The organism is Bacillus sp. MC1252, assembly GCF_056838025.1.
In genome coordinates, this window is sequence record NZ_CM166369.1 from 1,843,989 (window position 1) to 1,865,461 (window position 21,473).

The 21,473-nt window shown below is 42.8% G+C and carries 14 protein-coding genes; 7 read left to right on the forward strand and 7 right to left on the reverse strand.

Features of this window, described 5'->3' with window-relative positions; genetic code table 11:
* Positions 1-3 precede the first annotated feature (3 nt).
* Positions 4-1,206, forward strand: coding sequence for a nitrate/nitrite transporter (locus ACYH0L_RS09215; protein ID WP_256498676.1), 1,203 nt, complete (start codon positions 4-6; stop codon positions 1,204-1,206).
* Between the two features lie 62 nt (positions 1,207-1,268).
* Here the strand turns inward: ACYH0L_RS09215 and gltD are convergent, their stop codons facing one another.
* Together gltD and gltB are read right to left on the reverse strand one after the other, a co-directional pair.
* Positions 1,269-2,753 (reverse strand): glutamate synthase small subunit, encoded by a 1,485-nt coding sequence (gene gltD / locus ACYH0L_RS09220; protein ID WP_099727854.1) that lies wholly within the window; start codon positions 2,751-2,753, stop codon positions 1,269-1,271.
* Between the two features lie 16 nt (positions 2,754-2,769).
* Positions 2,770-7,341, reverse strand: coding sequence for a glutamate synthase large subunit (gltB, locus tag ACYH0L_RS09225; protein ID WP_482353980.1), 4,572 nt, complete (start codon positions 7,339-7,341; stop codon positions 2,770-2,772).
* Positions 7,342-7,494: 153 nt separating this feature from the next.
* On the opposite strand from gltB, the gene gltC reads away from it, so the two are divergent.
* From gltC to ACYH0L_RS09240, 3 genes are all read left to right on the forward strand, one after another.
* Positions 7,495-8,397 (forward strand): glutamate biosynthesis transcriptional regulator GltC, encoded by a 903-nt coding sequence (gene gltC, locus ACYH0L_RS09230; RefSeq protein WP_099727856.1) that lies wholly within the window; start codon positions 7,495-7,497, stop codon positions 8,395-8,397.
* A gap of 94 nt (positions 8,398-8,491) precedes the next feature.
* Positions 8,492-10,225: an ABC transporter ATP-binding protein gene (locus ACYH0L_RS09235; RefSeq protein WP_367308217.1), complete on the forward strand. Its 1,734-nt coding sequence runs from the start codon at positions 8,492-8,494 to the stop codon at positions 10,223-10,225.
* A complete protein-coding gene (locus tag ACYH0L_RS09240; RefSeq protein ID WP_230030259.1) occupies positions 10,222-12,051 on the forward strand; it encodes an ABC transporter ATP-binding protein in 1,830 nt (609 codons plus the stop codon). Before ACYH0L_RS09235 ends, ACYH0L_RS09240 begins: the two co-directional genes overlap by 4 nt.
* 58 nt (positions 12,052-12,109) lie before the next feature.
* On the opposite strand, the gene ACYH0L_RS09245 is transcribed toward ACYH0L_RS09240, so the two are convergent.
* A complete protein-coding gene (locus ACYH0L_RS09245) occupies positions 12,110-12,931 on the reverse strand; it encodes a MerR family transcriptional regulator (protein ID WP_482353981.1) in 822 nt (273 codons plus the stop codon).
* A gap of 88 nt (positions 12,932-13,019) precedes the next feature.
* Here ACYH0L_RS09245 and ACYH0L_RS09250 point away from each other — a divergent pair, with 88 nt between their 5' ends.
* Entirely contained in the window at positions 13,020-13,589 is a 570-nt protein-coding gene (locus ACYH0L_RS09250) for a GNAT family N-acetyltransferase (protein WP_099727860.1), read from the forward strand.
* Positions 13,590-13,651: 62 nt separating this feature from the next.
* Here ACYH0L_RS09250 and ACYH0L_RS09255 read toward each other — a convergent pair whose 3' ends face one another.
* From ACYH0L_RS09255 to proC, 3 genes are read right to left on the reverse strand one after another with little or no spacing between them, the layout of a single operon-like run.
* Positions 13,652-14,920: a glutamate-5-semialdehyde dehydrogenase gene (locus ACYH0L_RS09255; RefSeq protein ID WP_482353982.1), complete on the reverse strand. Its 1,269-nt coding sequence runs from the start codon at positions 14,918-14,920 to the stop codon at positions 13,652-13,654.
* Between the two features lie 18 nt (positions 14,921-14,938).
* Entirely contained in the window at positions 14,939-16,057 is a 1,119-nt protein-coding gene (gene proB / locus ACYH0L_RS09260; RefSeq protein WP_099727862.1) for a glutamate 5-kinase, read from the reverse strand.
* 27 nt (positions 16,058-16,084) lie between these two features.
* Positions 16,085-16,882: a pyrroline-5-carboxylate reductase gene (proC, locus tag ACYH0L_RS09265; RefSeq protein ID WP_249705525.1), complete on the reverse strand. Its 798-nt coding sequence runs from the start codon at positions 16,880-16,882 to the stop codon at positions 16,085-16,087.
* A 471-nt stretch (positions 16,883-17,353) separates the two neighbouring features.
* On the opposite strand from proC, the gene ACYH0L_RS09270 reads away from it, so the two are divergent.
* Both ACYH0L_RS09270 and ACYH0L_RS09275 read left to right on the forward strand, forming a co-directional pair.
* A complete protein-coding gene (locus ACYH0L_RS09270; RefSeq protein ID WP_256498681.1) occupies positions 17,354-18,550 on the forward strand; it encodes a cytochrome P450 in 1,197 nt (398 codons plus the stop codon).
* A 131-nt stretch (positions 18,551-18,681) separates the two neighbouring features.
* Positions 18,682-20,724: a molybdopterin oxidoreductase family protein gene (locus ACYH0L_RS09275; RefSeq protein WP_099727865.1), complete on the forward strand. Its 2,043-nt coding sequence runs from the start codon at positions 18,682-18,684 to the stop codon at positions 20,722-20,724.
* A gap of 50 nt (positions 20,725-20,774) precedes the next feature.
* Here the strand turns inward: ACYH0L_RS09275 and ACYH0L_RS09280 are convergent, their stop codons facing one another.
* On the reverse strand, positions 20,775-21,461 hold the full coding sequence (locus ACYH0L_RS09280; protein ID WP_230030264.1) for a glycoside hydrolase family 11 protein: 687 nt from the start codon (positions 21,459-21,461) through the stop codon (positions 20,775-20,777).
* Positions 21,462-21,473: the final 12 nt, after the last annotated feature.

The following is a 21,473-nucleotide window of genomic DNA, read 5'->3' on the forward strand; positions in this document are numbered from 1 at the left end:
TTTATGAAACTCTCAGAGTTAAAATCAAGTGGTCATCCTAAGACATTGTTTGGTTCATTTTTATATTTTGATGTGAGCTTTATGATTTGGGTTTTATTAGGGGCGCTGGGGGCTTTTATTGCGCAAGATTTTGCTTTATCGACAATGGAAAAAGGAATGATTGTCGCAATTCCGATTCTATCTGGTTCTTTCTTTCGGATTATGCTGGGCTTATTAACCGATCGAATAGGCCCTAAAAAGACTGCGGTGATGGGAATGCTTTTAACCACCATTCCGCTCATTTGGGGGTTCATCGCTGGTACAACCCTTTCGGAGCTTGTGCTGATTGGTATTTTGCTAGGAGTGGCAGGGGCAAGTTTTGCTGTCGCTTTGCCAATGGCAAGCCGCTGGTATCCTCCTCATTTACAAGGAGTAGCCATGGGGATTGCGGGCGCCGGAAATAGCGGAACACTGATCTCCACGCTATTTGGGCCAAGACTTGCCGAGATTTACGGGTGGCATGCAGTGATGGGGCTCGCCCTTATCCCGTTAAGTCTTGTCTTTTTGTTTTTTATTTTCACGGCAAAGGATGCACCAAATCAGCCTGATCCTCAGCCGCTTCGGTCGTATTTTTCAGTATTTCAAGTGAAATCAACATGGTTTTTCTGTTTACTTTATGCGATTACCTTCGGAGGGTTTGTCGGGCTTTCAAGTTTTCTAAGTATTTTCTTTGTGGATCAATATGGGATCTCGAAAATACATGCCGGTGATTTTGTGACTCTTTGTGTTGCTGCGGGCAGCTTCTTTCGACCTGTTGGCGGTCTCATTGCTGATAAAATAGGTGGAATGAAGGCACTGCTTGGATTATTCGCAGTCATCGGCATTTGCTTAGGAGCAGTGAGCAGTCTTCCAGCTTTACCTGTGGTCATTGCGCTTTTATTTGTCGGGATGATGTGTCTTGGTATGGGGAATGGGGCTGTTTTTCAGCTGGTGCCGCAGGTGTTCCATAAGGAAATTGGCATTGTGACTGGGATTGTTGGTGCGGCGGGCGGCATTGGCGGATTCTTTTTACCAAATGTTCTTGGCAGTTTCAAAGAAATGACTGGCTCGTATACGTTTGGCTTTTTAACCATTTCACTTATTGTGCTTGTCGTCTTTCTTTGTTTAGTCGTATCGCAGCTTAAACGTAAAAAAGTGATCATCAATCACACCATCTCTGAATCATAAAAAGCCATGACCACCCTTTGGTCATGGCTTTTCTCTATATGTGTAAACACCCTTTGTTTGACCTATTTTGGCAGAACCGAACTCCCCATTAAATAACGGTCTACCTCGTGTGCCACTTGTCTGCCTTCGTTAATTGCCCAAACAATCAGACTTTGGCCGCGTCTTGCATCTCCCGCTGCAAATACGCCTTCTACATTTGTTGTATATTCCCCATATTTTGCGTCAATGCGATTGTTTTTGCTGTCCACGCCAAAGTGTTTCACTAGTGGCTGTTCAGTTCCCTCAAAACCAATTGCAATAAAGACAAGCTGAGCAGGCCATACCTTCTCTGTTCCTGGAATCTCATGAAATTCAAACTTCCCATGTTCGTTTTTCACCTTTTCCATTTGAATGGTATGAAGCTCTTTTAATTTCCCATTTTTATCTGCCACAATCTTTGTGGTTTGAATCGAATATTGACGCGGGTCTTCTCCGAATTTTGCTTGTGCTTCTTCATAAGCATAATCGAGCGAGAAGACATAAGGCTGCTCTGGCCACATGTTATCCCCTACACGTGTATCTGGAAGCTTTGGATGCTTTCCGAATTGAACAACACTTTTTGCTTTTTGGCGAAGCGCAGTTGCTACGCAGTCAGCACCTGTATCTCCTCCGCCAATGACAATCACGTCTTTTCCTTTTGCATCAATGAAATTTTTATCTTTAAATCCTGAATCAAGCATGCTTTTTGTTGCGAGTGTTAAATAATCCATCGCCAGGTGTATCCCTTTTGCTTCACGGCCTTCGATTAATAGGTCGCGCTGCTTTTGTGCACCTGTACAAAGGATGACCGCATCAAATTGCTCTTTTAGCTCATCGGCAGTGATATCCACACCAATTTCTGTGTTCGTGACAAAGTCAATGCCTTCTTGTCTTAAAAGTTTCACTCTGCGCTCAACGACTTCTTTGTCCAGCTTCATATTCGGAATGCCATAGGTGAGCAGTCCGCCAAGACGATCAGATCGTTCGAACACTGTTACTGCGTGTCCTGCTTGGTTTAATTGATCAGCACTTGCAAGTCCTGCTGGCCCTGAACCGACAATCGCAATCTTTTTCCCTGAACGGCTTGAAGGAATTCTTGGTGTAATCCATCCATTCTCGAAGCCTTTATCAATGATCGTGCGTTCGATATTCTTAATCGAAACAGCTGGATCATTGATGGCGACTGTACATGAGCCTTCGCAAGGCGCTGGACATACTCTCCCAGTAAATTCAGGGAAATTGTTCGTTTTTTGCAGTCTTTCAAGCGCTTCTTTCCATCTCCCGCGATAGACAAGGTCATTCCACTCTGGAATTAAATTATAGATCGGGCAGCCAGACACGCCGCCCCTGATTTCCATCCCAATTTGACAAAACGGTGTTCCGCAATCCATACATCTAGCACCCTGCTTTTTTAATACCTCATCTGTATAAGGAGCTGAATATTCTTTCCAGTCATTTTGACGAGTGAGAGGGTCACGTTCATTTGGCTTTTCTCTTTTATAATCCATAAAACCTGTTGCTTTGCCCATTGTCCTCTCCCCTTTCTTAATGAGCGAGGGCTGCTTTTTGCCCGTTTGCCGTTTCTTTATTTTTCGGTTTTGTATTTGCTTCAAAAGCGAACATCACTGCTTCTTCATGACTGAGGCCCGCTTGTTTTTGTTCTTCAATGCTTTGAAGCATCATTTTGTAATTTCTCGGAATGATCTTAATGAATTGGTGCTTTTCTTGCGTCCAGTTTTCTAGAAGTGCTGATGCTTTTGAGCTGTTTGTATAATCAAGATGCTCTTTAATCATTTGCTTCACTTCTTGTTCTTCCTCATGATCTGTAAGCTTTTCAAACATGATCATTTCCATGTTACACATTCTTTTAAACTGCTTCGCATCAGATGTATGCACGTAAGCCACACCGCCAGACATGCCTGCACCAAAGTTTTTCCCGACGTTCCCTAAAATCACAACACGTCCGCCAGTCATATACTCACAGCCGTGATCCCCGATTCCTTCAACGACCACATTGACACCTGAATTACGAACAGCAAATCGTTCACCTGCACGCCCGTTAATATAAGCTTTTCCGCTTGTCGCACCATAGAATGCGACGTTTCCGACAATCACGTTTTCATGTCCATTTTGCACAAAGTGATCAGAGGTTTTGACAGCAATTTTGCCTCCGGAGAGTCCTTTGCCGATATAGTCATTTGAGTCACCTGTTAAATATAAGGACATGCCCTTTGGCACAAATGCGCCGAAGCTTTGTCCAGCTGAACCAGTGAAACGCAGTGTAATCGTATCCTCTGGCAATCCTTCTTCCCCGTAGCGCTTAGACACTTCACTGCCAGTAATCGTTCCGGCCACACGGTTGATGTTGCGAATGTTTAGTGATAGATCAACCGGTGTTTGATGATTCAGCGCTTCCTGTACATAAGGGAGGATCTCATTCATATCAAGTGATTCATCAATTTTATGATTTTGCGGTGTTCTGAACGTTCGCGCCCCTTCTGGTTGATAAAGCAGTGTTTCAAGGTTTAGCTGCCCTGCTTTCCAGTGAGCTTTTGCTCGTTCACTGACCGCTAGAACGTCTGTGCGCCCAATTAGTTCATCCATTGATCTAAAGCCAAGTTCAGCTAAGATTTCTCTTACTTCCTCTGCAATAAACATCATGAAGTTCACAATGTGATCAGGATTACCCATGAATTTTTTACGAAGCTCTGGATTTTGTGTCGCAACACCGACCGGGCAAGTATCTAAATGACATGCTCTCATCATCACGCAGCCTAAAACGACTAGTGGAGCTGTCGCAAAGCCGTATTCTTCTGCTCCTAAAATCGCAGCCATGACAACATCGCGGCCTGTCATTAACTTTCCGTCAGTTTCAAGAACCACTCTCTCGCGAAGACCGTTTAAGACAAGGGTTTGATGCGCTTCTGCCAAACCGAGCTCCCAAGGAAGTCCTGTATGTTTAATACTTGTTTTCGGCGAAGCCCCTGTGCCGCCATCGTATCCGCTGATCACAATGACATCCGCAGTACCTTTTGCTACACCTGCTGCAATGGTGCCAACGCCAGCTTTAGACACAAGCTTGACACTAATGCGGGCATCACGGTTCGCGTTTTTCAAATCGTGGATCAGCTGAGCCAAATCCTCGATGGAATAAATATCATGATGCGGTGGTGGTGAAATCAGGCCGACACCTGGAGTAGAACCTCTTACATCTGCGACCCAAGGATATACTTTATTTCCCGGAAGCTGTCCGCCTTCTCCAGGCTTTGCTCCTTGTGCCATTTTAATTTGCAGTTCATCTGCATTGACCAAGTAATGACTCTTAACCCCAAAGCGGCCAGAAGCAATTTGTTTGATCGCACTTCTGCGATCATCGCCGCGTTCATCTACTGTAAAGCGAGCAGGATCTTCGCCGCCTTCCCCGCTGTTACTTTTACCGCCAATTCGGTTCATCGCAATGGCAAGTGCCTCATGCGCTTCCTTACTTAATGAACCAAATGACATCGCACCCGTCTTAAAGCGTCGTACAATCGATTCAGCAGATTCTACCTCTTCAAGAGAAACTCGCTTTTGTTTTGGATGAAAAGCGAATAGATTTCTAAGGAAGCCGATTCTTTCTTCATCCGCTGCCTTTGTATATTGCTTGAATAGGTCATAATCTTCGTTGCGGCATGCCCACTGAAGGGTATGAATCGTTTTTGGATTAAAGGCATGATGCTCTCCATTTTTTCTCCATTGGAATTCACTGCCTGATTCGAGTGTTTGGTCAGTAGCTGCCTGATACCCTGCTTCATGACGAAGCTTTGCCTCACTAGCAATGGTGTCAAGATCGATACCGCCAAGCTGCGAAGCTGTTCCTGTGAAATACGCCTGAATGACGTCTTCACTAATGCCGACGGCTTCAAAGATTTGCGCCCCTCTATAACTTTGCACAGTGGAAATACCCACTTTAGACATGACTTTGACTACACCCTCGGTCACGCTTTTGCCAAACTTTGTGACAGCTTCATCAAAGCTGATGGAGATCGCTTCTTCTTCAATCAGCTGTTTGTACGTTTCATAGACAAGATATGGGTGGATCGCATCTGCTCCATAGCCAATCAGTGCAGCAAAATGATGGACTTCTCTTACTTCTCCAGATTCGACGATCAGACTCACCTTTGTTCGTAAGCCTTGACGCACAAGATGCTGGTGAAGTGCACTTAACGCAAGAAGTGGTGGAATCGGCACTTTTTCTTCCGTCATTTCACGATCTGAAAGAATCAATAAAGATACGCCCGCGCGAATGGCTTTTTCCGCCTCTTCAAACATCGCATCCAGCCCGCGTTTTAGATCATCGGTGAAAAGTGTATGAATCGTTTTGCTTTTAAAGGCATTGTGAACAATCGTTTTCAAGCCGTTAAATTGCCCGCTCGTTAAGACGGGTGTATAAAGTTTAATTCTTCGGCATGAATATTCATTTGGATGTAAAATATCTCCCTCAGCACCTAACCAAGTCATGGTTGATGTAACAAGCTGCTCACGAATCGCATCAATCGGCGGATTCGTCACTTGTGCAAACAGCTGTTTGAAATAGTTAAAAAGAGACTGCGCACGATCTGATAACACAGCAAGCGGTGTGTCACTTCCCATTGAACCAATGGGGTCCTTGCCTTCCTCTAGTAAAGGAATTAAATACTTTTGAATGTCTTCATACGTATAATGGAAAGCACGCTGACGAGTCAATACATCATCCATTATACTAGAATTTTCTGAATTTTCTTCAGAGCGATTGACATGGACCATTTCTTCATCGAGCCACTTTTGATAAGGAAGCTCATTCGCAATCGTCGATTTCACTTCTTCATCAGAAATAATTCGTCCTTCTTCTAAATCGATTAACAGCATTTTGCCCGGCTCAAGACGGTCTTTATATTTGACATCTTCTTCATTGGTGTCGATCACGCCGACTTCAGAAGAGAAAATGATATGATCGTCATTTGTGACATAGTATCTTGCCGGTCTTAATCCGTTTCGGTCTAAGATGGCCCCAATTTGTTTACCGTCAGTAAAGGAAATCGCTGTTGGCCCGTCCCAAGGCTCCATGAGAGAACTATGGTATTCATAAAATGCCCGTTTCTCTTTCGACATGTGCGTATTTTCAGTCCAAGGCTCAGGTATGAGCATCATGGCTGTATGAGCAGGAGTACGGCCTGCAAGTACAAAAAATTCAAAGGCATTGTCTAAAATGGATGAATCACTTCCGTCTGCATTCAGCACTGGCAAAATCTTGTCTAAATCGTCTCCGAAGGCTTCAGACACGAATTGTTGTTCCCTTGCTCTCATCCAATTGATGTTTCCTCTTAATGTGTTGATTTCTCCGTTGTGAATTAAGTAACGGTTTGGATGCGCTCTTTCCCATGTAGGAAATGTATTTGTACTAAATCTTGAATGAACAAGTGAAAATGCAGAAACAAATGTTTCATCCTGTAGATCAAGATAAAAAGCATCGACTTGATCTGATGTTAAAAGCCCCTTGTATACAATGGTTTGACTCGACAGGCTGACAAAGTAAAATTGTTTTTCCTCTGCTGTTCCCCAGTTTTCAGCCTGCTTACGAATGACATATAATTTTCTTTCAAATGACAAACGATCTGTTACGTTGTCGTTTGCCCCGATAAAGACTTGCCTGACAACCGGACAGCTCTTCGCTGCAACAGTACCAATTTTCCCAGCATCGACAGGAACCGTTCTCCAGCCAATTAATGTTTGACCTTCTTGTTTAATGAACCCGTTGATTTTCTGTTCGATGGCTTGACGCGTTTTTTCATCATCATCTTTTGAAAAGAAGACCATCCCTACCCCGTAACGGCCCTTTTCAGGAAGTGCAAATTCTTTGCAATTCTTTCTAAAGAATGCGTCTGGCAGTTGTACCATTAAACCTGCACCATCACCTGTATACGGATCACTGCCTTGCCCGCCGCGGTGATCAAGCTGGCACAGCATTTGTAATCCCTTTTTGACGATGCTATGTGTCGCCTCCCCTTTTAAATGGGCGTACAGTCCGATTCCACATGCATCATGTTCAAATTCAGGACGGTAGAGACCTTGTGGTTGTGGTAGTTGATTATAAGTCATCGTTTCTCTCCCCCGTTTAAAAGATCCGTTTTTTCACAGTAATAAAATCTCACAAACTCTGTAACTTATTTTAAGTTTTCAAATTAATATAAACAATATATAATTTAGATCAAAACAATCTCTTTTTGAGATAGATGGGTGTGAAGTGCAAAAATGGAGCTTCGTCAGTTACGTTATTTTGTAGAAGTTGCGGACCGTGAACACGTGTCAGAAGCGGCTGAAAACTTACATGTTGCCCAATCTGCCATCAGCCGGCAGATTGCCAATTTAGAAGAAGAACTTGGAGTCGCTTTATTCGAACGAGAAGGACGAAATATTAAATTAACGAAGATTGGCAGACAATTTTTAGATCATGTCAGAACTGCACTAAAGGCCATTGATTACGCAAAAGAGCAAATTGATGAATACTTAGACCCGCACAAAGGAACGGTGAATATTGGCTTTCCTACAAGTCTAGCAAGCCAAGTACTTCCTTCTGTCATATCCGCATTTAAGCAGGAATATCCAGAGGTCGATTTTTTACTTCGTCAAGGATCCTATAAATTTCTCATTGAAGCTGTCAAAAATCGAGATATTGATCTCGCTTTTTTAGGACCTGTACCGACAAACGATCCGCAAATAGAAGGAAATATTTTGTTTTCAGAAAGCATTTATGCCCTTTTGCCTATTAGCCACCCCTTTAGCGGGCAAAGGAGTATTCATTTAAGTGATTTGAGAAAGGATCATTTCGTTTTATTTCCTGAAGGGTATGTGCTAAGACAAATTGCGGTAGATGCTTGTAAGCAGGCAGGCTATGAGCCCACCATTTCATCTGAAGGAGAAGATTTGGATGCCATTAAAGGTCTCGTGTCAGCTGATATGGGCGTTACCTTATTACCCGAAAGTGCCTTTTATGAAACAACACCACGATTTACAGTGAAAATTCCGATCGACTTTCCGCAAGTGAGAAGAACCGTTGGTATTATCGCGTCTAAGTCTCGAGAGATGTCTCCATCTGCACATGATTTCTATGTGTTTGTAAAGGATTTCTTTTCAAAAATTGAACAATATAAATAATCCATTAAAACAAGACATTTCATTTGTAGAAATAATCCCTCTTTGTATATGATGGGTTACAGAACAACAGACTATATGGAAGAAAGGTATTCGTATGAAATCAATTTTATCGTTTTTAAAGCCATACCGGCTATCCGTTGTGTTCATTGTCATCCTCACCTTTTTAAGCAGTATGCTCCAGCTGTATTTACCGACTTTAACGGCAGATATCGTAGATGTCGGGATCGTACAAGGAGATATCGCTTACATATGGAAGGTTGGCGGCTGGATGGTTGCCTGTTCTTTACTTGCCATCCTGCTCACGATTTGGAAGTCTTACCTGTCATCAAAGACTGCGCTTGGCTTCGGCCGTGATATGAGAAGACAGCTGTTCGTTCATGTCGAACAATTTTCACTAGAAGAATTTCAAAAGATCGGGACGTCTTCCTTTATTACAAGGTCAACAAATGATGTGAAGCAAGTCCAAGATGTCACGATCATGATTTTACAAATGATGACGAGAGCTCCTCTCATGCTTGTAGGCGGAATTATTTTAGCAGTCTCTCGAGATGCTGTCCTGTCTCTTATTTTTTTAGCAGCCCTTCCCCTGCTTGGCGGGTTTATCTATTTGGTTTCAAGAAAAGCCATACCGCTATTCGGACAGCTTCAGAAAAAAACGGACCGTCTGAATTTAATTATGAGAGAATCTCTTTCAGGCATCCGGGTCATTCGAGCTTTTAACCGGGTCGATGATGAAAAGGCACGTTTTCAAGAAGCCAACACATCCTATAAGGATACTGGGCTCAAGGTCAACAGATTAATGGCATACTTGTTTCCATTTATGCTCATCATTATGAACTTCACGAATATTGGCATTGTCTGGCTTGGTGCAAACCGGATTGATGCCGGAGAGATGGAAGTCGGGAATCTCATTGCCTTCATTCAATATGCCATGATGATTTTAATGGCACTCATTATGCTGTCAATGAGCTTTATTATGGTCCCAAGAGCACAGGCATCAGCTAAACGCATGAACGAAGTGTTAAACATGGAACCGAAGATTAAAGACAAAGAACAGTCTGTTACCAAGCTTCATCAACCCGCACAATCCATTCGCTTTGAGGATGTCTCATTTTATTACTCAAATGCTGAAAAACCGGTCGTTCAAAACATTACGTTTGAAGCCAAAACTGGCGAAACGACTGCCATAATCGGCAGTACGGGTTCCGGGAAAACGACTCTCCTACAGCTGATGACGCGCTTTTACGAAGCGACAGAAGGACGGATAACACTAGATGGTGTAGATATCAGAGAGCTGCCCCAAGAGAAACTGAGAAGTCAGATGGGCTATGTCGCTCAAAAAGCTGTTTTATTCAGCGGAAGTATTGCCGATAATGTGCGCTTTGGCCGGCAGGATGCAAGCGATGAAGACATTTGGAAAGCGCTGCGAACCGCACAGGCTGAGGAATTTGTTTTGCAGAAAGATGGCGGAATCGATGCTGAGATAGACCAAGGTGGATCAAATCTTTCTGGTGGTCAAAAGCAGCGGCTTTCCATTGCAAGAGCACTTGTCAGAAAGCCCTCATTCTATCTGTTTGACGATAGCTTCTCTGCACTTGATTACAAAACGGATGCGAAGCTTCGTGCATCATTAGAAGCCGAAAAAGAGCATGCAGCCCTTATCATTGTCGCCCAAAGAATCAGTACAGTGAAGCATAGCGATAAAATCATTGTGCTAGATGATGGGAAAATTGCAGGTATCGGAACACATGAACAATTAATAAAGGACAATCTTGTGTATCAAGAGATTGTCGCATCACAGGAAGGTCAGGAGGTGGACCAAGGATGAGTAAGAAAATGTCTTCTGGAATGGGACATAAAGGCGGTCACCCTAGGGGAACGGTCGCAAAACCGAAGGAATTTAAGAAAACACTTCTTCGTTTGACTGGCTATTTAAAACCGAGGAAATTTCAGCTGATACTTGTACTGATTGCAGCGATCGGTTCAACCGTCTTTAGCGTGATTAGTCCTAAACTACTCGGGGATGCCACCTCTTCCCTGTTTGAAAGCTTTACACAAGGAACAGCCGTTCAATTTGATGTCATTTCACGCATTTTATTGCTGCTTGTCCTGTTATACGTCGTTGCCTCTCTCTTTTCATTCGTCCAGCAATACGTGATGGCAGGTGTTTCCCAACAGACCATTGCTGAATTACGGCAAGAAGCAAATGACAAGCTCACACGTCTCCCCCTTCGTTATTTTGATAAAACAACCCACGGGGACACGCTGAGCCGTGTGATGAACGATATCGATAATATTAATACATCGCTTCAGCAGGCACTCACCCAAGTGATTACATCTGTGATTACGGTCATTGGGATTGTCGTCATGATGCTTTTCATTAGTCCGTTACTCACCTTGCTTGTTTGTTTGACGCTGCCACTTAGTCTATTTGCGATTCGCGGCATCACGTCATTTTCTCAAAAGCATTTTAAGGCGCAGCAAAAAGAGCTCGGTATGATCAATGGGCATATTAATGAAATGTTCACAGGACATCAGACCGTTCGTGCGTATGGCTATGAAAAGAAAGCGATTGATACATTTGATCAATTAAACGAAAAGCTGTATGAATCTTCTAGGAAAGCACAGTTTATTTCCGGTTTAATGATGCCAATAATGACCTTTATCGGGAACCTTGGCTATGTGGCAGTCAGTGTAGCCGGCGGTATTCTTGTCATTAACGGGAATATTCGTGTTGGGGATGTGCAGGCGTTTATCCAATACACGCAGCAAATGTCTCAGCCGCTTGTGCAAGCATCAAGTGTCGCAAACTTAGTTCAATCTGCGATCGCTTCTGCTGAAAGGGTCTTTGAAATCCTGGATGAGGAAGAAGAAAGTGCCGAAGAGGATGCGGTGATTGATCTTGAATCACTTTCAGGAGATGTGACCTTTGAACAAGTTCAATTCGGATATGAGAAAGATCATCCAATTATTAAAGATTTGAATTTACATGTAGAGGAAGGACAAACGGTTGCCATTGTCGGGCCTACAGGCGCGGGAAAAACAACCATCATCAATTTATTAATGCGTTTTTATGAATTAGATCAAGGCTCCATTCGCATTGGCGGTGTCAAAACAACCGATCTCAGCCGTCAGCAAGTACGGGACTTATTTGCGATGGTTCTTCAGGATACGTGGCTTTTTGAAGGGACGATTTACGACAATATTGCATATGGCAGGCAGCATGTCTCAAAAGAGGATGTCATCAAAGCCGCCAAACATGCCTATGCAGATGATTTCATCCGCACGCTTCCAGACGGATATGACACGCTCTTAACAGAAGATGCAGGTAACCTTTCACAAGGTCAGCGTCAGCTGTTAACCATCGCCCGTGCGATTTTATCTGATCCGAAGATTTTGATACTAGATGAAGCGACGAGCAGTGTGGATACGCGGACAGAGATGCACATTCAAAAAGCGATGAATGACCTGATGAAAGGCAGAACGAGCTTCGTCATTGCACACAGACTTTCAACGATCAAGGATGCCGACCTCATTTTAGTTATGAAAGATGGCACCATCATTGAAAAAGGAACTCACAGTGAACTTTTGAAAGAAAAAGGCTTTTATGCTGACTTATATATGAGTCAATTTGCAGAACATCAAGTAGGTTAAAATCAAAAAAAGAGGATAGTCAGCATGGAAAATGCGTGTCTATCCTCTTTTTCATTTCTTAATCTGCTCGTTTTTTCACTTTTACACTGAGTTTTGTCATATACTCTGCTTCATTTTTAGACATGAGCGAATGAAGCAAATATTCCTCAAATACATCTCCATCCAGCACCATGTCCTCTTTCTCGATGTCAGCTAACAGACGTGAATAGGCTGATTCGAGCTCTTCATATGTTCCTTGATCATACATGACCGCATAGAGGCCGGCAGGTTTTTGGACTGCACCTGGTCCTTCCATTCGGCAAAACAGCACATCTGACTGATGAAAGTGACGCTGAAGAAACTGCTCCTTTTTTAAAACGGAACCATTCGCCGCAGCGCCTTTAATGCCAATTTCCTTTAGAAATTCTCCTGCAATTCGAGATATTTCTTCTACGGGCGTGTTCAAATCAATCGGATGTGATGCACTTAGTATGACCGGTTCTTCTGGCAGTTCTTGAAACAAGACCTCCCCTGTCTTCACAGATGATAATTCATTCGTCGTCTCAATCACGCGCAAAAGAAAAGACTGGATATCCTGAAGTTTTTCAATCTCCTGCTTGACCTTTTCAACTTGTTCGGTCGCAAGGCTTTGAAGTCTGTCCCGGGAAGGCTCTGTGAAGTATTGTTTTAATTCTTTAATAGGAAATTGAACAGCTCGAAGGGACTGAATGGCAATGAATTGATCAAATTGCTCGAGAGTATAGTAACGGTACCCATTTTCATGGACCCCAGCCGGCTTAAACAAATCGATTTTATCATAATAAAGCAGCGTATCTTTCTTCACATCGAATAACTTTGCAAATTCCCCAGTGAAAAATGTTTTTTGCACATCATTGATCATCTGCATGTCTCCTCTCTTGACTATGGAGTTACTCCATCCTTTATCATAACATGTAGCAACACCACATACGTGGAGAAAGGATATAAAAATGAACAAAACATCTCGACATCAAGTCACATTATCACTTGCAAATAAAGAGGATTTCCCTTCTATGAAAAAAGAATTACAGGAGGCTTTTACAGCTGGCGTGATCGAGGCATTTGGCGATGCACAAGGTGGACCGATTCCTCCAGATGAAGCAATTGATGAATCCTTTCATGCGGCCGGGGCCCTTGTTTATCATATTTTGCTAAATGGTGAAAAGGCTGGAGGCGTTGTATTAAAAATCAACCCACAAACAGATCACAATTCGGTTGACTTACTTTACATCTCTTCATCATCACACAGCCGCGGCATTGGTCAGGCTGCATGGAAAGCTATTGAGGCTCAATATCCAGAAACCAAAGTATGGGAGGTTGTGACTCCTTATTTTGAAAAGCGGAACATTCATTTTTATGTCAATAAATGCGGGTTTCAAATTGTAGAGTTTTATCACTTACATCATCCAGACCCGAACTTTCCTCATACCAGTGATAAAGAAAATGACTCGTTAGCACCTGAGACATTTGAGTTCTTTAAATTTGAGAAAGTCATGAAGAAAGACTGTTCAAACGAATGAAAGTATTGAACTTATTAAAAAACACTACCTCATGAAGAAGGTAGTGTTTTTAACATTTATTCTCAGCTTCTAATCTGACCATCACCAGACAGAAGCAGCTTAGTTGTTGTAAGCGCAGGAAGCCCCATTGGCCCTCTTGCGTGCAGCTTTTGAGTGGAGATGCCTATTTCAGCCCCATATCCAAGTGCGCCGCCGTCTGTAAAGCGGGTGGATGCGTTATGATAAACCGCAGCCGTATCGACTTCGTTTAGAAACGTCAGTGCATTTTTTTCATCTTCTGTCACGATGGCTTCTGAATGTTTTGTGCCGTACTGGTCAATATGGTCAATCGCTTCCTCAATTGAATCGACTACTTTTACCGCAAGATCAAGACTTAAATACTCATCTGTCCAATCCACTTCCTCAGCAGAAACCGCATTTGAAAAGTAAGATTGTGCTTCCTGATCGCCATGTACAGTGACTTGATGGTGAAGCAGTGCTTCATTCAATGCTGCGCCATTCTCTTTCAGCCAATCACGATGAATGATTAGTGTCTCAAGTGCATTACACACAGCTGGACGATTCGTTTTCGCATTGATAACAATCTCAATGGCCTTATCGATATTCGCTGTTTGATCAATAAAAACATGGCAGTTCCCTGTTCCTGTTTCAAGGACTGGGATGGTTGATTCTTCAACAACTGTTTTGATTAAAGAAGCCCCGCCTCTTGGAATTAACACATCGATCCATTCCTTTAGATGAAACATCGCTTGAACAGATGAACGGTCTGTTTGTTCAATAAATTGGACCGCATCACGAGGGATCTTTGTATGATCTAATGCTTCATGAATGACGCTGACGATGGCTTTGTTGGAAGAAATAGCGGAGGAACCGCCTTTTAAAATCACTGAATTACCCGCCTTCAAGGCAAGTCCTGCTGCATCGACAGTGACATTCGGTCTCGCTTCATAGATCATACCGATCACGCCGAGCGGTACTCTTCGGCTTTTCACATGTAAGCCGTTTTCAAGAGTCCATTCATCCAATATTTCTCCAACAGGATCTGTTAATCTCGTCACAAGCCGCAAACTTTCAGCAAACTCATGAATTCTCTCCTCATTTAACATTAATCGATCCATCAATGCCTCAGAGAAGCCCTTTTCTTTTCCTGCGTCTAAATCCTTTTGATTCTCCTGTAAAATGAAGGTACTTTGCTTTTCTAACGCTTCAGCTATTTTAAGCAGCGCCTCATTCTTTTCCTCTGTTTGAAGTAAACCTAGTTTTTTTGATGCGTGCTTTGCTTTTTTCGCTTTTTCTTTGACCGATGTGACAACTTCAGCTGTCAGTGTCATGAAATTCCTCCCTTTTGGTTAGCAAACTGGTATAGATAAATCTAAATGACAAACAAATGCTTCAAGATCGACGACATGAACAACTTCATCTTGTAACAAGCCACTGTTTAGCGCGAGTTCGTCAGACGTATAATTCACAATGCCAAGCCCTATTTCTCCTCTATCTTGATCTAAAATACGGACGACATCGCCTTTTTTAAACGAACCCTTCACATCTACTATGCCATCAGAATCAAGGCTTTTCTCACGGTGCATGAGGTGCTCCTGTGATTTCTCTTGAACAACGATCTCGCCTTTTGGTCCAGAATGAAATGCGATCCACTGCTTCTTATAATTCAGCGGCGCTAAATTTTCATCAGCTGTAAAATAAGTGCCGTCCTCTGTGCCATTGATCGCTTTGTCTAAAATGTGCGGCGTATCCGCTTTTCCTAGAAAGCCATTGATGCCTGCGGCCATTGAAATTTTAAAGGCGTCGAGCTTCGATTTCATTCCGCCTGTTCCAACGCTGCTTCCTGCATCTCCAGCAGCTGCTTCGATGTCTTCAGTGATTTCTGTGACTTCGAGAATTCTCTTCGCATTCGGGTTTGTATGCGGGTTATCTTCATACAAGCCATCAATATCAGATAAAATGGCAAGGAAATCCGCATCAATTAGTCCAGCTACTTTTGCAGACAATGTATCATTATCTCCGAACCTCAGCCGATTGATCGTCACTGTATCATTTTCATTGATAATCGGGATGATGCCTCTATCTAATAACACATTCATGGTGTTTCGCACATTTTGATAGCGCGTTTCATCTGAAAAATCACTTCTTGTAATGAGAAGCTGTGAGGCAATATAACCGTGCGATAAAAATAAAGTGGAATATGATTCCATTAAAAGCCCTTGCCCAATTGAGGCAGATGCCTGCTTTTCTGGCAGTGTTTTGGGTCTATCGATAAATCCTAGTTTTCGGTAACCAGCTGCAACCGCACCTGATGAAACCAAAATGACTTCGTGTCCTTCATCTTTCAGTTTCACAATTTGATTGACGAGGTTTTCTAGTTTTTTTATACTAATCTCACCTTGAAAGCTAGTAAGAGAGCTGCTTCCGATTTTCACAACAATTCGTTTTCTCTCTTTATCTGCGTACACCTTATCACTCCTGTATTGAGGCTCTATTTATATCGTTACTTTTTGTTTTTGCTGTTCACTTATCTCTTTTGATCGATTGGCGGCATGTTTGACGGCCTGCTTGATTGCTTCTCCCCCGCCAAAATCGTCTAATGCATTCAGTCCTGCAGCAGTTGTTCCATTCGGTGACGTGATTTTTTCTCTTAGGACAGAAGGATTTTCAGCTGTTTCTTGAAGCATTTTCGCTGCACCGAGAAGTGTCTGTGCACCGATTTGGCGAGACATTTCCTTTGATAAACCTGCTTCTTCTCCTGCTTCTTCGATTCTTTCCATTAAGAAATAAAAATAGGCTGGCCCGCTTCCGGCAATTCCTGTGAAAATATCCATTTGCTCTTCCTGAATGGTATAGACTTCTCCCATTTCAGATAAAAGGGCCTGACTCATGCTCACATGTTCTTTTTTCACATAACGTCCAGCAGATAGAGCGGTCGCTGACGCCCCAATCGTACTTGACGTATTTGGCATCACCCTCATGACGGGCTGACCCCCATGCAGCATGCCTTCAATATACGATTGCTTAACACCTGCAAGTACAGACAAGATGAGCTGATCTGACTGAATATGAGGTTTTAATGATTCAAGTGCTGTTTCAGCATCCTTTGGCTTCATTGCCAGGATCAAGATGTCCATTTCTTCAAAAGGAAATGAGTCCATTGCGGCTGTTTGAATCCCGTATCGTTTCGTTAGTTCATTCAATCGAACTTGACTTTTTCTGTTTGTTGCGTAAATATGGTTGAGCGGCAGCTGTCCTGATCGCACAATACCTGCAATCATTCCTTCCGCCATAGAACCTGCTCCAATGAAAGCAACTTTCTTTTGATCAATGATATTGATCCTCTCCCTCGTTCGCTTTTTGTTCGTGTTTTTCCCACGTTAGTTATCGTAACATGATGAGAAATCGTGTCAAGAAAGAGCCGGCGCTTTTCAAAAGTCCCGAATGCATGGTGAACAGCTTGCTGTATGTATGTTAACCGTGTTTTTTCAAATCAGCAATTTAGATCAAAAGAACTATATGGATTTGATTCATAGTACCCTTTCGTTCGACTGAATTCACCATTTTATTTTTGGTTTCGGTGACTTCAATTCTATTTTTTAGAAAACGCTATCATTTTTGATGACTTTCTATTTTCCTATACGATGAATGTGCTTGAATATTTCGATTAGACTATTGACATATTTTAGAAAACATGTCCGTTGAAATGCAATTGTACTGGTGATACCGTGTAGGGGAAATCAAGTGAAAAAGGAGCGTTCATAATGAAAGTGAAAGAAAACTACGTCAATGTCATTCCAATGAAAGAAATCCGATCCACTGATGACCTTCTTTTCCCGTTCCCTATTTACAATGATTTACGTGCGCAGGGTGATATTAGATACGATGAGACTAGAAAGTGCTGGGATCTCTTTCGATATGCTGATATCCAGTCCGTTCTGAGGCAGCCAAAAGTGTTCTCATCACAGCGAGGAAGAAGCACGTCTAAAACGAGTATTTTAACAATGGACCCTCCAAAACATACAAAGATGAGAGCCCTCGTGAATAAAGCATTCACGCCAAAAGCGATCAAGCAATTAGAAGAAAAGATCAAAGACCTGACAAATGATCTATTAAAACAGGTCAAGGATCAACGTACATTTGATATGGTTCAAGATCTAGCAGCTCCCCTGCCTGTAATGATCATCGCTGAGCTACTCGGTGCAGAGGTAAAAGACAGAGAGCTGATTAAGAAACATTCTGATGCTCTTGTGGCAGGGGCTAAGGATGAATCAGAAGAAGCCATTCAGGCGGTTGTAGACATGCAGAAACGCGCAGAAGAAGAGCTGTCCGTTTATTTTGCTCATTTGATCCAAAAACGAAAAGAAACACCTGCTGATGATTTGATCTCTCTTCTCATTCAAGCGGAAATTGATGGTGAGCGTTTAACGGAAAATGAACTACTTGGCTTTTGTATTCTATTACTCGTTGCTGGCAATGAGACAACGACCAATTTAATCACAAATGCAGTACGACTGCTTACAGAGCAGCCTCATATCGCCGAATCAGTGCGGCAAGATCCTTCTCTTATTCCTCAATTAACAGAGGAAACATTACGCTATTATCCGCCTGTTCAAGCAATTGGGCGAATTGCAGCAGAGGATGTTGAGATCGCAGGCTCACGTATTGAAAAAGGAGACTACCTCATCAGCTGGGTTGCTTCTGCGAATCGTGATGAACGGAAATTCGAAGATCCTGATACGTTCCGCCTTGACCGGAAATCAAACCCTCATATGAGCTTTGGTTTTGGTATTCACTTTTGTCTTGGTGCACCTCTTGCCCGGCTTGAGTGTAATATTGCGCTTGATATTTTACTCCATACGTTTCAGGAGATCACCTGTGCAGCAGATAGGCTAAACCCAATTCAAAGCACGTTTGTTTTTGGGGTGAAAGAATTCCCAGTACAGGTTACCCGATGTTAAAAGTCCCTTTTAGGGGGGCTTTTTTTCATTTTCTTCAATTCATCATCTCTTTCTTACCTTCCATCTCCGAACATGCTAAAATATAGTCCATACAAAGCGATAACGGAATGCAGAAAGGAAGCCAAAAACTCATGACCGATTATACAGCAATGAAAGACGGAATTTTCAAATCAGTTTGTTCGTTAGATTGCCCGGATCAGTGCGGTCTTTTAATACATAAAGAAAACGGGAAGATCGTGAAAGTTCAGGGAGATCCAGACCATCCTGTGACACAAGGAAACATATGCAACAAAGTGCGAAATGTCACAGCCCGCTTATATGATGAAAAACGACTGACGACTCCTTTAAAACGTGTTGGCCGAAAAGGAGACGGTCAGTTTGCGCCTATTACGTGGGAAGAAGCCATTGAAACCATTCGGCAAAAATGGACAAAGCTGATCGAAGAAAAAGGTGCAGAAAGTATTTTACCTTACAGCTTCTATGGAAACATGGGCAATCTTAATGCAGAGGGAATGGACCGCCGCTTTTTCTATCGTCTTGGTTCAAGTCAGTTGGATCGAACCATCTGTCAGTCAGCTGGAACGACTGGCTATAAATATACAATGGGCGCAAGCATTGGGACAGATCCAGAAGACACCATTCATACAAAACTATTTATCTTTTGGGGCATCAATGCTGTGTCGACCAATATGCACCAAATTACCTTGGCTCAAAAAGCTCGAAAGCAAGGGGCAAAGATTGTTGTCATTGATGTTCACAAAAATCAAACCGGCCGGATGGCAGATTGGTTCATCCCGCTTCGACCTGGTACTGACAGTGCGCTTGCCCTTGGCATCATGCATGTCCTTTTTGAAGAGGAGCGTACAGATGCTTCATTTTTAGAGACATACACGGTCGGCCACAAGGAGCTTCGCGAGCATGTGAAGCAGTATGATCCAGAAACTGTTGAGCATATCACGGGTGTCCCTAAAAACGATATCATCGCACTTGCAAGAATGTATGCAGAGACATCACCATCTCTAATTCGCATTGGCAATGGTTTGCAGCATCATGATAATGGCGGAATGAGTATTCGAACCATCGCCTGCCTCCCTGCCCTGACTGGTCAATGGCTGCACAAAGGCGGCGGTGCGATGAAATCGAACTCTTCTTTTCTCAGCTATAATGAAACAGCTCTTCAGCGGCCGGATCTATTAAAGGAACGCTCGCCTAGAACATTTAATATGAATCAGCTAGGCAGTGTGCTGACGAATGCAAAGCCTTCCGTAGATTCACTTTTCGTCTACTCTTGCAACCCAGCCGTCGTAACACCTGAAGCAAATAAAGTAAGAGAAGGTTTGCTGAGAGAGGACTTATTTACAGTTGTTCATGACTTGTTCCTTACAGAGACAGCCGCATATGCAGACATTATTCTGCCGGCGACATCTGCCTTTGAAAACGAGGATTTCTATACATCGTACTGGCATCATTATATTCAAATTCAAGAGCCGGTCATTGAACGCTATGGAGAAAGCAAATCCAACACTGAAGTATTTCGCCTTTTGGCTCATGCCATGGGCTTTGAAGATGACGCCTTCCGCGAGACAGATGCGGAACTCATGGAACAAGCCCTTCATCACCCGGAAAACCCGCATTATGAAGACATTTCATATGAAGCATTAAAAGAGAAAACGTGGATCAAAGCAAAACGAGGGGCTTTCCAGGACTTAAAGCTTCCTACCCCAAGCGGGAAAATTGAGCTTTACTCTGAACAAATGAAGCAAGACGGATATCCAGCACTTCCAACCTATGTACCCCTTTATCAGGAAAGTGATTATCCGCTTACCTTTATACCGGGGCCGAACCATAATTTTCTTAATTCCACCTTCTCACTTCATGAAAAGCACCAAAAGCTCGAGAAATTTCCGAAGCTTCATATGAATGAACAAGATGCAAAAGAGAGAAAGATTGAAGATGGTGACATGGTGCGTGTGCTGAATGATCGGGGAGAATGTGAGCTTGTCGTTTCAGTCGGTCACAATGTATTATCTGGCGTTGTGGTCAGTCAAGGATTATGGGCGGATCAAAAAGGCAAAAAGCATTTGGTCAATGGATTAACACCTGATCGTTTGGCAGATATGGGCGGCGGTGCCACGTTCTTTTCCGGCAGAGTCGAGGTTGAAAAATTATCATAGAAAGGGGAAAAGCCAGCAATGAGACTGCTGGCTTTTCATTATGATCTTTTTTATCGTCCAATAAACAGTTGATTGGTCATCACATTCGCACTTCCATTGCTTCGGTAGCCTTCTACAGTTAATGCTGTTTCATACATTTTTCCCATTGGCATCCCTAAGCTTTCCCATTTTTTAAAATGCTGACTGACGGATACAGTCCCGCTTGTACGTTTTGTTTGACGTACACTCCAATATTGCTTGAAGGTCGCAATCCCAATAATGGAAGGCTGATTGACACGGGTTGTTTCATAAATGTCATATGTGCCTCCATCTACAGTAAATGTTCCTTTATGTGTTCCTGTTGGACGATACGTGCCCCATGAATCAACAATGTAGTATTCAGCTAGTGGAGATTGTGTCCAGCCATAGACACATAAATACGAATTTCCGCCTGGGTTAAAGCTTGCGTTGTAATTGATGGAGATGTTGCCAAGCTGATGATGAGTTTTAGTGGAATCAAACTTCTTTCCTTTTCGGAACAAAGCATTTCCGATATTGTTCCATTGCGCGCTAAATGCCCCGCCATTATTAAGCGTCATCGATGTATTTCCATAATCCTTCCATAATTCATAATCGTAGCCACTATGGTTACCCATTTGATTATTGGTAATCGTCATTGCATGAGCTGGTACAGCAGTCAGTATAAGCGTCAGTCCAATGCACATCACAAACAATAGCCTCAATCTTTTGAAATTCATTCTTTATTCCTC